This window comes from Herbidospora sp. RD11066 (genome assembly GCF_054661255.1).
In genome coordinates this window covers 904979-920172 of record NZ_BAAGDO010000003.1, presented here as the reverse complement: position 1 = coordinate 920172, position 15194 = coordinate 904979, and the positions used below count along the sequence as shown (strand labels likewise).

Here is a 15194-nt window from a genome sequence, read left to right as displayed (position 1 = left end):
AGCCCATCGGACTCCACCGTCCCCAACGGGAGACTAATCGCTGTGCTCGACTACTCCTACATGGAGCTGTTCCTTCCACGCGGGACATCGCGTGAAGCGGCTCGTCGGCTCCTGACAGAGCATGCCGAATACGGGCATTGGGAACTCGATCGCCTACGTCTCTATTCCGACGGCAGCCGGAGGGTCTGGCTGCGACGGAAGATCATACGCGTGGTCAGCACTCTGTAAACATGGCTTTGCCCGCCCCGGGCCGCGCCCCCGAGACGGGCAAAGCTTTCCCGCCTCCCCCAGCGGGAACCGCCCGGCCGGGGGAGACACCTGGTCGCACGCCGATCTGTCAGCGGCGGCACGTCTTACTTACTTGCGGCCTTACTTGCGACGGCCGAACCGCAGGCGGCGGGCGCCGGCGAAGAAGGTCGCGGAGGCCGCGAACATGGCGCCCAGCAGCAGGGCGGCCAGCGAGCCGGAGTTCATACCGGTGATCGAGTCGGGCTGGGCGGCGCTCATCAGGCCGAGACCGCCGACCGGCAGGGCGCCGACGGGCAGAGCCGAGGAGGCCGAACCGAGCGAGCCCGCGACCGGCAGCCCCGACGCCGCACCGGTGACCGGCGCCAGCGGGCTGGCCTGCGCGTTCTTACCGGGCACCTTGCCCTTCGACCCGGCCGGGACGGCCGGGTCGCCGGGCAGGCCCGGGAGCGCCGGGAGGCCCAGCATGCCGGGCAGGTCGCCGACCAGCGGCAGACCGGCGGCGCTCATCTTGGTGAGCTGACGGGCCGAGCTCATCGCCGGCAGGGCGGGCAGCGGGCCGGAGGCCTCGGCCGCGTCGACCTTGCCCCAGCTCTGGGTCAGGTTGTCGTAGCCGTCGCCGGTGGTGTGGTTGACCGAACGGCCGACCTTGCTGCCCCCGAGGCACCCGGCCGCGGCGTCGCCGAGCCCGGCCACCGCGTTGCCGCAGGCGTTGATGGGCGCCGTGATCGGCGCGATGATCTGGTTGCCGGCGAGGACGCCGGACTTGCCGTCGGTCTTGTTGCCGCCACCGCCGGGCCCGCCCTCGGCGGAGACCTCGCCGGTGCAGTGGGCCTCGGCCCCGCCCGCCGCCGCGACGGCGTTGCCGCACGCGTTGATCGGCGCCGTGATGGGTGCGATGACCTGGTTGCCCGCAGCCACCCCGGACCGGCCGGAGGTGGTGTTGCCCCCGGCGCCCTTGCCGCCGTTCTTGGCGGTCGCGCCGCCCTTGCACCCGGCGAAGGCCTCGCCGAACAGGGCGACCGCGTTGCCGCAGATGTTGATCGGCGCGGTGATCGGCGCGATGACCTGGTTGCCCGCGACGACCCCCGAACGGCCGTCGGTGGTGTTGCCCCCGGCGCCGGTGCCCGGCGTGGTGTTGATGGCCTCGGAGCCGCCCTTGCATCCGGCCAGCGCGCCCCCGATGGCGTTGCCGCAGACGTTGACGGGCAGGTTGACCGGGGCGATCACCTGGTTGCCGCTACCGGCGCCGAACCGGCCGTCGGTGTCGTTGCCGGTCGAGCCCGGCTTGCCGGGGCCGTGCTGGTATTTCGGACCGGGGTCGCCGTTGGTCGAGGTCGAGCCGCCCTTGCAGCCCGAGAACGCGTCGCCGAAGACCGCGACGGTGACTCCGCAGACGTTGATCGGCGCACTGACCGGCGCGATGACCTGGTTGCCGCCGAGTGCGGCGGAGCGCCCGGAGGTGGTGTTGCCGCCGGGGCCGGTGCCGGTGTTCTTGACCGTCGAGCCGCCCTTGCAGCCCGCGACGGCGTCACCGAAGATCGCCACCGAGTTGCCGCAGGCGTTGATGGGAGCGGTGATGGGCGCGGTGACCTGGTTGCCGCCGAGCAGGCTGTTGGCCCCGCTGGTGGTGTTCTTGCCCGCGCCGCCCTGACCGGACGTCTTGACCTCCGAGCCGCCCTTGCACCCGGCGTCGGAGTTGCCGAACAGCGAGATCGCGTTGCCGCAGGCGTTGATCGGCGCGCTGACCGGCGCGTTCACCTGGTTGCCGCCCAGGACGCTGCTCTTGCCGGAAGTGCTGCCCTGGATGCCCTTGCCGGCGGTGCCGCTGTTGTCGACGGACGCGCCGCCCTTCGACGTCGCCGTCGAACCACCCGCGACTCCGACCGCGTTGCCGCTCAGGTCGATCGGGAGGTTGACCGGCAGGTTGATCTGGTTGCCGCCGCCGACCGAGCTCTGCCCGTCGGTGTCGGCGACAGCCGTGCCCGTGCCGAGGGCCATGACGCCGACCGCGAGAAGTGCTGCGGGGGCAGTGCCCTTCGTCCACGTTCGCATGATGAAGCTCCATTTGTGTTCTGGGGGTACCTGACAGCTCGTGACTGAAGGACTCCAGGCCGAAGACACAGCGGGGCCATGGAGCGTCACGAGGATGGGGAAATCGCGCGACAGACGCGCTGAGAGAAGAGATGCCTGCCCGGCAGGGGACGCCAGGACTCAGGCGAGACCGATCACCGGATCGCGGGATCAGTCGGGAGAGAAAGACGGGTCGTCCGCCGCTGTGCGGACGACCGGGGGAAGCACGGCCGCCAGGGGAACAGGCAGGACCGCGGGACGCGGCCCGGCGAAGGACCGTGTGACATCCCCGAAGTGAATCGAACCGCCGCCGTTCGGGGGAACGAGACTGTTGCCCTGAGAATGCTCGGCGGAGGCGGGAGGAGGCGCGACCGGGGCGGACGAGCTGGTCAGCCCGTCGACATTGCGCCCGGCCATGGCCTGCGCGTCGCCCGCCGTGAGGAACCCGTCGGCGATCTGCACCGACCCGGCGGCGACAGGTGAGGGGACGGGGCCGGTGGAGGCGTGGGCCTCACCGGCGATACCGAAGACCACTCCGAGCACCCAGCCGACGGCGATCAGGCCACCGACGACCAACAGGCGACTCAGCCAGGAAACGGCCGCGAACCGCGCCATCCGAGCTTCCCGGCTCCCGGCCGGGACGGCCGCGCCCTCATGCCGGTCAACGACGGGCGCGAACGCCCCTCGCTGAACACGCGGCATGCGGAACACGCGACCTCCCAGGTGCCGTCGAGCCGCCCAGTGCGGATCAACCCCTCAACGCTGGGTAACTTTACAGCCACGCCAAGTGATCGCAAGCTGATACTCAGCAGTAGTCCAGGAACCGATCAAGCACGCGCACCCCAAACTGGAGCGAATCGACCGGCACCCTCTCGTCCACGCCATGGAACATCCCAGAGAAGTCCAGGTCAGCGGGCAGCTTGAGCGGAGCGAAACCGAATCCGCGAATTCCCAGGCGGCTGAACGCCTTGAGGTCCGTACCGCCCGAGAGCATGTAGGGAACGGCCCTGGCGCCCGGATCCTCCTGTTCGAGCGCGTCGGCCATGGCCTTGACCAGCCGCCCGTCGAACGAGGTCTCGACGGCGATGTCGTGGTAGTCGAACTCGCGGGTGACGTTGGGCCCGAGAAGCTCGTCGATCGTCTGGAAGAACTCCTCTTCCTGGCCGGGCAGGAAACGTCCATCGACCCTGGCGGTCGCGGTCTGCGGGATGACGTTGGCCTTGTACCCCGACTCCAGCATCGTGGGGTTGGTGGTGTTGCGGAGGGTCGCCCCCACCATGCGCGCGAGGGGCCCGAGCTTCGCCACGGCCGCCTCGGCGCTCTCGGCCTCGATCTCGATGTCGAAGGCCTCCTTGAAGAACGACCTGACCGTCGGCGTGATGTGGATCGGCCACTCGTAGCGGCCGATGCGCGCGAGCGCCTCGGAGAGCTCGGTGATGGCGTTCTCGTGGTTGAGCATCGAGCCGTGGCCGGCGCGGCCGGTGGCCGTCAGCTTCATCCAGGCGATGCCCTTCTCGGCGGCCTCGATGAGGTAGAGCCGCTTGTTCTCCGCCACCGTGACACTGAACCCACCGACCTCCCCGATCGCCTCGGTGGCGCCCTCGAAGAGGTGCGGATGCTTGTCGACGAGCCACTGAGCGCCATAGGCACCCCCGGCCTCTTCATCGGCCGTGAAGATGAGGACGACGTCCCGCTCGGGCCGCCGCCCCTCACTGAGCCGCTTGCGGACGGTGGCGAGGATCATCGCGTCCATGTCCTTCATGTCCACCGCCCCCCGCCCCCAGACACAGCCATCGGCGATCTCGCCCGACAGGGGATGATGGCGCCAGTCCTCGGCACGGAAGGGCACGACGTCGAGGTGACCGTGGAGAATCAGCCCCTCCCGGCCGGGGTCCGTGCCTTCGATCCTGGCGACGACGTTCGCCCGCTTCCGGTCGCTCTCCAGGATGGTGGCCTGGATCCCGACCTCCCCGAGCTTCTCCGCCACGTACTCCGCCGCCTCACGTTCACCCGGGCCGCGGTTGTCGCCCGCGTTCGTGGTGTCGATGCGGATGAGTTCCTGGCACAGGGTGACGACGTCGTTCTCGCCGGTGACGGCGGTCATGGCGTTCCTCCAGAGCGTGGTTCGGCTTGCGGTTCCCATCCTGCCGCGTGGATCTCGGGATGAACCACGGGGCGGGGAGTGCTAACCTTTAACAGCCGACGCGGAATGAAGATCTCCGCGTGTGGCACCACCGGTCCGGGTGGCGGAATAGGCAGACGCGCTAGCTTGAGGTGCTAGTGCCCAGTGATGGGCATGGGGGTTCAAGTCCCCCCTCGGACACACACTCTGAACCGATAAAATCCTGGTTGCTCTCAGCAGCGGCCAGGATTTTTCGCTGTGACGGGAAGTACGTCAGTTGCAGGCCGAGTTCAGCGTAGATCTTGGCCTTCTCTGCTGGGGCTGCACGGCCGAGGACGTCGACCATGCCACCGAGCTTGCGCAGAGAGTCGGCGAGCTGGTCGCGGTTGAGCGTGGCGCTGGGCCGTGGCGCGGGAAGCCGGTGCAGGCGGTGTTCAAGCGCCGTACGGCGTGATTGTTCCTCTCCCATCCAGCTCGCTACCAAGACGGCGTCAGCGCCCGCTTCGAGAGCCGCGCGCTGTTGCTTCAGCTTCCGGTCACATTCGGTGATCTGTCGGCGCAGCCCATCACTTTCGTGAGTCGCCCGCGCCGGGGAAGCATTCGAGATCAGTTGATCCAGGGTCCGGTCGATGTTCCACGGCGTGAAGAGTCCCGCGAGCCAGCGCTCCAGCTTCGGAGCGATGTCGATCTCTCGAACGTAGACGTTGCGGGGATGGGCGACTCGGTTTGCCAGGGCAGATTCCTGGGCGAAGCGACGGAGGCCACCGCAACGACGTCACTCAGCTCATCCCGCTGCTGGAGGCCATCCCGCCCATCCGCGGCCGTCCTCGCCGAAGACCTCGCCGACTGTTCGCCGACCGGGACTATGAACACGACAAATACCGCACGCTAGTCCGCGCCAGAGGCGTCATCCCGATGATCGCCCGCCGGGGCGCACCACACGGTTCCGGCCTGGGCAAGGTCCAGTGGGTCGTAAGCGGACCCTCGCCTGGCTCCACCAGTTCAAACGCTTACGCATCCGCTCCGGACGCCGCGCCCGTCTCCATCACGCACTGTTGCTCCTGGCCTGCAGCATCATCTGCCTCCGACGCCTACGCACCTCATTCTGAAATGAGCTCTTAACCGGGGTTGTCATGCGGCAAGAATGGAACGCGACGAATTCCTGTTCTATATCACCGGGGTATATCAGCGAGTGATATCGAGCAGAGAGAGGTAGGATTCAAGGCCCGCCCTAAGCATCCGTACAGCATGAACGCCCCGGAGCCTAGAATGCCAGGAAATGCGTACGAGCCCATCCACATTTCCGACGAGGTATGGGACAGGGAGTCCACTCAGAAAATTCTTAGAGATCGTGACATAGCGGGATTATTCAAGATCGCAGTCAAGTACTCCGATGCCAGCCAGGTACGCATAAGCGCCGCCACTGGCATCTCCCAGGGCCGCGTCAGCCAGCACATGCGCGGCCAACGGCAGGTCACCGACCTTGAGGTGTTCGAACGCATCGCCGCCGGCCTCTGCCTGCCCGACCACGCACGAATGCTGCTCGGCCTTGCCCCACTCGACATCGCCTCACCCACCGGCAACCACGGCAACGACCATCAAGAGCAGAGCGACGAACTAAAGGCACGGATCGAAGCAGCCGCCGTGATCGACCCCGTGACCGTGATGATCCTCACGACCGACACCAACAATTTGCGGCTACTCGACAGGCGGCTCGGAAGCGCGGCTATTGCCGACAAGATGCACGCTCAGATATCTCAGATCAAGCGCGCCCACCATCACGCCATCAGGCACGGGATACGCCGGGATCTCGCGCATGTGCTGTCTGAGTGCGTGTTTGAGAAGTGGTGATTCCAGCCGATAGAGGCCGGAGTGTCGCGAGGGCGTCCAGCACGGCGACCGCCAGCGTGGGTTGATGCCCCGTGGACGCCGTTATCCCTCCGATCTGACCGACGCGCAGTGGGTGCTGATCGAGCTGCTGTTACCCGTGCCCAAGACGGGCGGCCGACCAGAGAAGCACGCCCGCCGCGATGTGGTGGATGCGATCCTGTACGTGGTGCGTACCGGCTGCTCCTGGCGGCAGTTACCCGTCGACTTCCCGCCCTGGCAGACCGTGTACTGGTACTTCGTCCGCTGGGAGGCAGCCAAAGTCACCGAGCAGATCCTGGCCGTGCTGCGCAAGCGTCTTCGCGCCGGGCAGGGCCGCCAGGCCGAGCCGTCGGCGGGGATCATCGAGTCCCAGAGCGTGAAAGGCGCCGACACCGTCGGATGCGACTCACGCGGATACGACGCGAACAAGAAGATCAACGGCCGCAAGCGTTTCATCGTCACCGACACCCTGGGCCTGCTCCTGGTCGTCTGCGTGATGGCCGCCTCCGTCCAAGACCGCAACGGCGCCAAGACCACCCTGTTGTCGCTCTACCTGCTCACACCCGTCCGCTTCGTCTACGCCGACGCCGGCTTCGCCGGGCGCTGGTGGACTGGACGCGCAGGATCCTGCGCACCACCTTGCACATCTCCGCAAGGCACCTGCTCAGACCGGGTTCGCGGTGATCCCTCGCCGCTGGGTGGTCGAACGCTCACTGGCTTGGCTAACCGCCTGCCGCCGCCTGGCCCGAGACTACGAACGCCACCCCGCCACTTCCGAGGCCATGATCCGCTGGGCCGCCATCGCAGGCATCGCACGACGGATCACCCGAGGCACCGCCAAACGCCAGCCGAAACTCACACTCGATCCGTCAACCTGACGTTCTCAAACACCCACTGAGGCTGTCGCTCTCGCCGGTTGGCAGGCCATCGATACATGCGCCCTCAACGACGCATGGGACCACCACGAACGCGCCATCACGGCGGCCCGCGAGGCTGAAGACCAGGCCGTGCTCGCATACGCACAAAGGGCAGCAGGCATACGTACTGATGGATCTGGGACGACCGGCCGAAGTCATCCATCACATACGCGGCACCTTCGACAATGTGGTGCCTGCCCGGCTCCGGACATGGCTTGCGGCGGCCGAGGCGGAAGCGTCTGCCACTCTCGGAGATGAGAAGACCTGCCGTGACGCACTCGACAAAACCGCCGATCTACTACCTGAGGGCGACACCGATCCGGAGCTTCCCTATCTGGTGCTCAACAGGCACCATCTGGCCCGTTGGCGTGGGAGCTGTCTCGTCCATTTCGGGGACCCAAAGACCGTCGAAGATCTCAAGTCGGCACTCGCCGGGATGGGCGGCACCTTCAACCGCGCCGAGGCCGGGCTGGGGGGTCGATCTCGCGCACGCTCTTCTCACCATGAGTGAAGCCAACGCCGCGCAACCCCACCTCTACCAAGCCGAACAACTCGCCACCATGACGGGCTCCCGCCGCAACGGACGACGGATCGCCCGGTTGCGGCAGGCCCTCAGTCGCGCTGAGCGTTGAGGCGCTCTCGGGCGTACAACAGACCGACCAAGACACCGGAGTTCCAAACGTCGCCGCGCGCGATCATGCCGGGGATCTCCTTCATCGGGATCCACTCCAGGCGATCGGCCTCGACCTCTCCTGCGGGTTCGCCGGCCAACTTGGCGCCCCTGCCGAGGAAGACGAGGTGCTCGGAGTCGACCATGCCGACCATCGGCTGAAAGGTGATCAGGTGCTCGATCTCCCGCAGCCGGTAGCCGGTCTCTTCCTCAACCTTGCGGGCGGCGGTTGCCCGGGGGTCTTCCCCGATCTCGACCAGGCCGCCGGGGAGCTCCCAGCCCCAGCGGTCGAACAGGAAGCGGTGGCGCCACATCATCAGCACGCGCTGATCGTCATCGACGACAACCGTCATGGCGACACGGCCCAGGTGTACGGCGAGATGCTCGAAGCGCTCGCGGTCAGGGATCTCGACGTCGACCAGGCCCAGCCTGATCCACTCGTTGTCGTAGATCAGCCGTTCGCCGTGGACGATCCAGCGCGTCTGCTCCTCGTTGGTAGCCACAGCGCGACGCTACAACCATAGATCGCCGACGTACCCGAGAACATCGACGGCGTCACCCTGAGAATCACCGCCGCATCATCCCGAGCAACGTACTACAGAACCTGCTCAAGTTGGATCAATCAGACTGTCTGGATGAGCTGGTGCCCCATACTTAGTTTGGGATATTCTGCAGGGCTTTGCTTGTCATGGGTGAATGGGGATCGATGGACGCGCGGATCCAGGAACTGGCACGCCGGTCGCCCAACTTCGGACGGCTCCTGCAGTACGAACCGTTGCTGGTGCTCGACGGCGCCGGTGCCGAGTCGTATGTGTACACCGATCCCAACGCGTCTCTTGTCAAGGCTCGCCAATTCGGCGAGGCTCTAGCTGCCAAACTCGTTGTCCTCACCGGAACACGAGTCAACGGCGATCGCCAACTCGACCGCCTGACGGCCCTGAGCCAGGCCGGAGTGCTCGTTCCCCGAATCCAGAACGCGTTCCATCAGCTCCGCACCCTCGGGAACGAAGCGGTCCACAGTCACTACGGAGAGGTGCGCGTTGCACTGAACGCCGTACGGACCTGTTTCGAGCTCGGCGTCTGGTTTTACCGCGCCATTCAAGGTGATGCGGAGGAGAGCCGGGAACAGATCGCATTCGTGCCTCCACCGGATCCGATCACTCAAGCCACGAGCGCAGGTGATCAAGCAGAGCTGGTCCGGATCCAGGAGACGCTCGAGGCTGAGAGGAATCGGCTAACCGAGGTCAAGGTGCGCCTGGACGAGAAGACTTCTCGGTTCGAGGCGGAACGACGGGCTCGGGAAGAGGCCGAACAAGAACTCAGCCGGGCCACTGCTGACCGCGACCACTTGCGTGCACTGATCGACCAACTCAACACCAGGCTCAACGAGTTCGAGTCGTCCTTCGCTGACCGCATGAGAAGCGCGAAGCGGCCCACGGCGGGCGATCGTGAGATCTTCATCGAGAAGGCTATCCGCGCAGCCCGCGAGCCGCGGACTGAACGCGAGGTCCGCGAAGAGGTCGATCGGATGCTCGTCGCAGCTGGTTGGGACGTTCAAGATGCTGGACGGGAGGATCTATTCGCCGGGGACGGGGTCGCCGTGCGGGAGGCGCAGACTGCCACTGGTCCTGCCGACTACCTGCTGTATGTGGATCGCAAGATGGTCGGCGTAGTCGAAGCTAAGCGGGAGGGCACCGCACTCGGTGCAGTGGAGCGGCAGTCAGCCCGTTACGCCGAAGGGCTCAAGGCGTCTCAGCAGATACAGGCGTGGCGGCTGCCCCTTCCGTTCAGGTATGAGACCACCGCAGTGGAAACTCGCTTTACCTATACGCTCGACCCGGACTGGCGAGCCCGTGATGTCCACTGGTTCCATAGGCCAGAGACCCTGGCTCGCTGGATGCGGGAGGCGGACAAGAATCCCGATCTGCCAACGCTCCGGGCTAAGCTGCGCCAAGGTCTCCCCGAGCTGGCAGATCCACGCCTGCGCCCCGCACAGGACCGTGCTGTCCGAGGCGTTGAGGCAAAGCTCCAGCAGGGCAAGCCGCGCGCGCTTATCCAGATGGCGACGGGCGCGGGTAAGACGTTCACGGCGGTCACTCTCTCCTACCGGCTGCTCAAGTACGCCGGAGCTGCCCGAGTGCTCTTCTTAGTCGATCGGAACAACCTTGGAGAGCAGGCGCACACCGAGTTCACCAACTACGTCACCGCAGATGATGGGCGCAAGTTCAGTGAGCTGTACAACGTGCAGCGGCTGTCCGGCGCGGGCATGCTGGACTCCTCCAAGGTCGTGATCTCCACAGTTCAGCGGCTGTACGCGATGCTGCGCGGCCAGGAACCGCCTGCGCCTGAGGTGGAGGACGAGACATACGACACCTATGACGTGGACGAGGCGATCGAGCTGGGTTACAACCGCGCGGTCCCCCCGGAGACCTTCGATCTCATAGTCATCGACGAGTGTCACCGCTCGATCTACGGCAAGTGGCGGGCGGTGCTGGAATACTTCGACGCCTCTCTGATTGGCCTAACCGCCACTCCCGTCGCCCAGACCTTCGGCTTCTTCCATCAGGAACTGGCCAGCGAATATACCTACACCGAGGCCGTAGCAGATGGAGTCAATGTCGACTTCAACGTCTACCGGATTCGCACCGAGATCACTGAGCAGGGCGCAAAGATTGAGGCGGGAACGGTCGTCCCCAAACGTGATCGCCGTACCCGGCGGCAGCGGTACGAGGAGCTCGACGACGACTTTACCTACAGCGGCAAGCAGCTTGGCCGTCACGTAATCAGCAAGGGGCAGCTCAAGCTGGTGCTGGAGACCTTCCGCGATCGGCTCTTCACAGAGATCTTCCCACCGTTGCCGGGTCAGCCGTCTCGTAGCTACGTGCCGAAGACACTGATCTACGCGGTCGACGACAACCATGCCCAGGAGATCGTCGAAATGACACGGGAGACCTTCGGCAAGGGTAACGAGTTTTGCCAGAAGATCACCTATGCGGCCAAGGACGCGACAAAACTGATCTCCGCGTTCCGCAACAGCCCGGAGCTACGCATCGCGGTCACCGTCACGATGATCGCCACCGGGACCGACATCCGGCCGCTGGAGTGCGTCTTCTTCCTCAACGAGGTGAAAAGCTGGGCGCTGTTCGAACAGATGAAGGGCCGGGGTGCGCGCACCCTAGACCCGGCGGAGTTGAAGGCGGTCACTCCGGATGTGAAGAGCAAGGACCGCTTTGTCATCGTGGATGCGGTGGGCGTGACGGATTCGCCACGGGTCGACGCAACACCCTTGGAGCAGCACAGTGAAAAGCAGATCGCGCTTAAACAGTTGCTGAGCAAGGCGGGCAACCTGACCATCTCGGCGAAGGAGACCTCTACGCTCGCTGGCCGACTCGCTCGGTTGAACAAGCAGATCACCCCGGATGAGCGTGCCGAGTTGGAGGCCCTGACGGGCCGCCCGCTGACCGAGGTCATCGCCAGTCTCGCAGAGACCGCCGACCCAGAGTGGCTGGAGCGGGCCAGGGCTGGTGGTTCGGCGGTGGAACGCACGATGGTGGAGCAGGCGGTGCGGCCGCTGGCTGACCCCAAGTTCCGCCGCCGTCTACTGGAGATTCGGAATTCCCATGAAATCCTCACCGACGAGGGGAATCGGGACACGCTGCTCGACGCCCGTGGTGTAGGCCGCGGCGAGACCGCCGAGCGCATCATCGAATCGTGGGCTGCGTACGTCTCAGAGAACCGGGATGAGCTGACTGCGCTTGAATTGGCCTATCGCCATGGGACGGGTGGCCGGGCTGTCTATCAGAAGCTCAAGGAGCTGACCTCGCGGATCGCCCGCCCGCCACACCAGTGGACCCCCGACCGACTATGGGAGGCATACCAGCAGGTTGGCCTGGCCGCGGCCCAACCAGATGTAAAACACGGCCCGGCTGACTTGATCGCCTTGATCCGGCATGAGCTCGGTTTGCTTGAGGGGGAGGTCCAGCCGCACCGCAATGTAATCGAGGAACGCTTCTCCGCCTGGCTCGCACGGCAGGAGCAGTCCGGCGCGCGCTTCACCGGTGATCAAGTGTGGTGGCTGGAAAAGATTCGTGATGTGGTCGCGATCAGCGCAGGGTTCGACCACAATGACCTCGGCGAAGTACCGTTCACCGAACGTGGCGGAATCGATGGCTTCCTGCGAACCTTCGGCGACGAACATGCCGAGTCCATCCTTGACGACCTGAATCGGGACCTCACCGCATGACTCTAACGACGACCCCATCAGAGATCGTTACACGTGCCGAGGCTTCCGGCAGTCCAGGACTGCTGGCACGACATGAGACATGGGAAAGAGTTCCGCTTCGAAAAGTTGCAGACATTCTTAATGGAGCACCATTCTCGTCACGTCTGTTCAATAAGACCGGGCGCGGCCTTCCCCTAATCCGAATTCGCGACATCGGCCGGAATTCGTCCGAAACTTGGTATGATGGACCTTACGAGGCGCAATATCTCGTACAGTCCGGGGATATCCTGGTCGGCATGGACGGCGATTTCCGGATAGCGCAATGGAGGGGCAGCAAGGGACTTCTTAATCAGCGTGTATGCAAGATTTCGATTCGAGATCCCGACTTCTATAATGACCGCTTTCTGGTTTATCTGCTACAAGGTTACCTCGATGCCATATGGGCTGAAACATCTTCGGTAACTGTAAAGCATCTCTCATCACGGAGCGTCGGAGATATTCCACTTCCCCTGCCTCCAATCGCAGAGCAGCATCGTATCGTCCAGGTCCTCGAAGACCATCTCTCCCGCCTAAATGCGGGCGTGGCGTCCGTGGATAGTGCACGTGAACGGACAAAACGATTCTATCGAATTCTGGTCGACCAGGCTGTTCGGGGCCGGCTGTGGACCTCTGATTCTGCAGAACCTCGAGGCGATCAATTCCTTGCGGAGATCCTCCAAAAGCGAGCTTCCCTGGTTAGTAAACGACGCGCTAAGGCAACACCGCCGAACACAGACATTGTTTCAGCGCTGCCACCCCACTGGGGCATAGCATCGGTTGACCAGTTGTCGTGGAATATCGAGTACGGAACATCCGCTAAGACAGATGCCAGTATCTCAGGAAACAAAGTCCCCGTATTGCGCATGGGCAACATTCAAGAGGGGAAGATACAGATGGATTCCCTGAAGTATTTGCCGGAATCCCATCCGGGCGTGCATTCTCTTATGTTGTCAGACGGCGACCTTCTCTTCAATCGAACCAATAGCGCAGAGTTGGTCGGCAAATCTGCCGTCTATCGCGAATCGTCGGGTCCTGCAACGTTCGCCTCTTACCTGATCCGTTGTCGGATGGTCGCTGGTGTGGAACCAGACTGGGTCAACACGGTGATCAACAGCACGCTTGGCCGGACGTATGTTGCCTCAGTTATGGTGCAGCAAGTCGGTCAAGCCAATGTGAATGGAAGCAAGCTTGGCGCGATGCCCATCCCACTCCCACCACCTGCGGAGCAACAGCATCTGCTTCAGATATTGAGTGAATGGCGAGTCGGCATTGAACGTCTCTCAGGAGAGATCGTCCTGGCGGATACCAAGTCACGTGGTTTGCGCCAGGCACTATTGGCCGAGGCATTCGCCGGGCGGCTAGTACCCCAGGACCCAAACGACGAACACGCCTCGGCGCTCCTAGAGCGCATCAGGACCAAAGGGGTGAGTATAGAGTCCAAGCGGCGGATGAGTCGTACAAGCAAAAAGGCAACCCAGAAGGAAACGCTGCTGTGAGCACTGCCGAGACGCGTCGACTGGTCGCCAAGCTGTGGAACTACTGTGATGTTCTGCGGGATGACGGCGTATCCACGATCGATTATGTGGAACAACTAACCTACCTGCTTTTCCTGAAAATGGCACATGAGCAATACTTCGGGCGGCCGGAGAAGTTCCGCGACGAATCCCTTGCCGGAATCGCGACCCGTTGGCAGAATCTGGTTGACTCCGACGCTGAAGATCTGGAGGAGACCTACCGTAAGACGCTCCAGGATCTGGCTAAGCAACCAGGAACGCTCGGGGTGATCTTCCGTAAAGCGCAGAACAAGATGCAGGATGCGGCGAAGCTCAAGCGACTCATCGTCGACCTAATCAATAAAGAGCGCTGGTCCAGTCAGGGCATAGATGTCAAGGGCGATGCCTATGAGGAGTTGCTAGCCAAGAGCGCGGAAGACATCAAGACCGGCGCTGGGCAGTACTTCACACCGCGATCGCTAATCGCCGCAATGATCGACTGCATCCAACCGGGTCCTGACGACACAATCGCAGACCCGGCCTGCGGCACCGGCGGGTTCCTCCTGGCGGCTTATGAGTACATCAGTGATCACTATGGCGATTCGCTTAGCCCTGAGCAGCGTGACCGCCTCGGCAACGGCACGATCCGGGGTACTGAACTCGTAGACGGCACCGCTCGCCTCGCCGCGATGAACATGCTCGTGCACGGGGTGGGCAAGGCTGGAGGCGAGTCGCTCATCGAGGTGAAGGACGCGCTGGCCGAGCCTCCGTACCGGCACCCAAGCGTGGTCCTAGCTAATCCACCGTTCGGAAAAAAGTCCTCCATCACGGTGATTGGGGAGGACGGGCGCGCCGGGCGGGAGGACATTTCCTACAACCGGCAGGACTTCTGGGTCACGACCACCAACAAGCAGCTCAACTTCGTTCAACACATCGCCTCGATGCTCGGCATCCCCGGCCGGGCCGCCGTAGTTGTCCCGGACAACGTACTCTTCGAGGGCGGGGCCGGCGAGACGATCCGGCGGCGACTACTACGTCAGTTTGACGTACACACCCTGCTGCGACTCCCGACCGGCATCTTCTATGCCGGTGGCGTCAAGGCGAACGTGCTCTTCTTCGACAAGCGCCCGGCCCGGCCGGACACCGCGTGGACATCGAAGCTATGGGTGTACGACCTCCGAACCGGCCAGCACTTCACGTTGAAGCAGAACCCCCTCCGCCGCGAGCATCTAGACGACTTCGTCAAGTGCTATCGACCAGGCGAGTCACGAGAGAGTCGGATCGAGACCGAGCGGTTCCACCCATTCACTTATGACGAACTGATCTCCCGTGACAAGGTTAACCTGGACATCACCTGGCTGAAAGACCCGGCATTTAAGGACGACGGTCTGCTCCCGCCTGAGGTGATCGCCCAAGAGATTGTCGAGGATCTCGAGGCCGCTCTCAGCGAGTTCGTGGCAATTGCGGAAGCGCTCCAACAGGCAAAGCACGGGAGCGATGCGTCCGTGAAATAGCGGGCACTCGCGGTGTCGGGGGCTGAACC

General features: G+C 64.1%; 10 protein-coding genes, 1 tRNA gene and 2 pseudogenes. 9 read left to right on the top strand and 4 right to left on the bottom strand.

Features of this window, described 5'->3' with window-relative positions:
* Nucleotides 1-60 precede the first annotated feature (60 nt).
* Entirely contained in the window at nucleotides 61-228 is a 168-nt protein-coding gene (locus ACYQ78_RS15950) for a DUF5703 family protein (RefSeq protein ID WP_439649040.1), read from the top strand.
* 141 nt (nucleotides 229-369) lie between these two features.
* Here ACYQ78_RS15950 and ACYQ78_RS15945 read toward each other — a convergent pair whose 3' ends face one another.
* The 3 genes from ACYQ78_RS15945 to ACYQ78_RS15935 all read right to left on the bottom strand — a co-directional run bounded on the left by ACYQ78_RS15945 (nucleotide 370) and on the right by ACYQ78_RS15935 (nucleotide 4423).
* Nucleotides 370-2301, bottom strand: a complete 1932-nt coding sequence (locus ACYQ78_RS15945) for a chaplin family protein (protein WP_459801597.1) — start codon at nucleotides 2299-2301, stop codon at nucleotides 370-372.
* A gap of 189 nt (nucleotides 2302-2490) precedes the next feature.
* Nucleotides 2491-3021: a hypothetical protein gene (locus ACYQ78_RS15940; RefSeq protein ID WP_459801596.1), complete on the bottom strand. Its 531-nt coding sequence runs from the start codon at nucleotides 3019-3021 to the stop codon at nucleotides 2491-2493.
* Nucleotides 3022-3124: 103 nt separating this feature from the next.
* A complete protein-coding gene (locus tag ACYQ78_RS15935) occupies nucleotides 3125-4423 on the bottom strand; it encodes a M20/M25/M40 family metallo-hydrolase (protein ID WP_459801595.1) in 1299 nt (432 codons plus the stop codon).
* A gap of 133 nt (nucleotides 4424-4556) precedes the next feature.
* Here ACYQ78_RS15935 and ACYQ78_RS15930 point away from each other — a divergent pair.
* The 5 genes and pseudogenes from ACYQ78_RS15930 to ACYQ78_RS15910 all read left to right on the top strand — a co-directional run bounded on the left by ACYQ78_RS15930 (nucleotide 4557) and on the right by ACYQ78_RS15910 (nucleotide 7738).
* Nucleotides 4557-4642 (top strand) — tRNA-Leu (locus ACYQ78_RS15930).
* Nucleotides 4643-5197: 555 nt separating this feature from the next.
* A pseudogene (locus ACYQ78_RS15925) lies at nucleotides 5198-5550 on the top strand (transposase); the annotation flags it as partial.
* 139 nt (nucleotides 5551-5689) lie between these two features.
* A complete protein-coding gene (locus ACYQ78_RS15920) occupies nucleotides 5690-6292 on the top strand; it encodes a hypothetical protein (protein ID WP_459801594.1) in 603 nt (200 codons plus the stop codon).
* 64 nt (nucleotides 6293-6356) lie between these two features.
* Nucleotides 6357-7188 (top strand): annotated as a pseudogene (locus ACYQ78_RS15915) (IS5 family transposase).
* A gap of 169 nt (nucleotides 7189-7357) precedes the next feature.
* Nucleotides 7358-7738 (top strand): hypothetical protein, encoded by a 381-nt coding sequence (locus ACYQ78_RS15910; RefSeq protein WP_459801593.1) that lies wholly within the window; start codon nucleotides 7358-7360, stop codon nucleotides 7736-7738.
* Between the two features lie 101 nt (nucleotides 7739-7839).
* Here ACYQ78_RS15910 and ACYQ78_RS15905 read toward each other — a convergent pair whose 3' ends face one another.
* Nucleotides 7840-8400 (bottom strand): NUDIX hydrolase, encoded by a 561-nt coding sequence (locus ACYQ78_RS15905; RefSeq protein ID WP_459801592.1) that lies wholly within the window; start codon nucleotides 8398-8400, stop codon nucleotides 7840-7842.
* A 203-nt stretch (nucleotides 8401-8603) separates the two neighbouring features.
* On the opposite strand from ACYQ78_RS15905, the gene ACYQ78_RS15900 reads away from it, so the two are divergent.
* From ACYQ78_RS15900 to ACYQ78_RS15890, 3 genes are read left to right on the top strand one after another with little or no spacing between them, the layout of a single operon-like run.
* Nucleotides 8604-12140 (top strand): DEAD/DEAH box helicase family protein, encoded by a 3537-nt coding sequence (locus ACYQ78_RS15900; protein WP_459801591.1) that lies wholly within the window; start codon nucleotides 8604-8606, stop codon nucleotides 12138-12140.
* Nucleotides 12137-13654, top strand: coding sequence for a restriction endonuclease subunit S (locus ACYQ78_RS15895; protein ID WP_459801590.1), 1518 nt, complete (start codon nucleotides 12137-12139; stop codon nucleotides 13652-13654). The genes ACYQ78_RS15900 and ACYQ78_RS15895 overlap by 4 nt, the downstream gene beginning before the upstream one ends.
* Nucleotides 13651-15165 (top strand): type I restriction-modification system subunit M, encoded by a 1515-nt coding sequence (locus ACYQ78_RS15890; protein ID WP_459801589.1) that lies wholly within the window; start codon nucleotides 13651-13653, stop codon nucleotides 15163-15165. The genes ACYQ78_RS15895 and ACYQ78_RS15890 overlap by 4 nt, the downstream gene beginning before the upstream one ends.
* Nucleotides 15166-15194: the final 29 nt, after the last annotated feature.

What these genes read in the sequence shown, in the direction of transcription:
- ACYQ78_RS15950 (WP_439649040.1), top strand. Translation starts at nt 61, where the DNA reads ATGGAGCTGTTCCTTCCACGCGGGACATCGCGTGAAGCGGCTCGTCGG.
- ACYQ78_RS15945 (WP_459801597.1), bottom strand. Translation starts at nt 2,301, where the DNA reads ATGCGAACGTGGACGAAGGGCACTGCCCCCGCAGCACTTCTCGCGGTC.
- ACYQ78_RS15940 (WP_459801596.1), bottom strand. Translation starts at nt 3,021, where the DNA reads ATGCCGCGTGTTCAGCGAGGGGCGTTCGCGCCCGTCGTTGACCGGCAT.
- ACYQ78_RS15935 (WP_459801595.1), bottom strand. Translation starts at nt 4,423, where the DNA reads ATGACCGCCGTCACCGGCGAGAACGACGTCGTCACCCTGTGCCAGGAA.
- ACYQ78_RS15920 (WP_459801594.1), top strand. Translation starts at nt 5,690, where the DNA reads ATGAACGCCCCGGAGCCTAGAATGCCAGGAAATGCGTACGAGCCCATC.
- ACYQ78_RS15910 (WP_459801593.1), top strand. Translation starts at nt 7,358, where the DNA reads ATGGATCTGGGACGACCGGCCGAAGTCATCCATCACATACGCGGCACC.
- ACYQ78_RS15900 (WP_459801591.1), top strand. Translation starts at nt 8,604, where the DNA reads ATGGACGCGCGGATCCAGGAACTGGCACGCCGGTCGCCCAACTTCGGA.
- ACYQ78_RS15895 (WP_459801590.1), top strand. Translation starts at nt 12,137, where the DNA reads ATGACTCTAACGACGACCCCATCAGAGATCGTTACACGTGCCGAGGCT.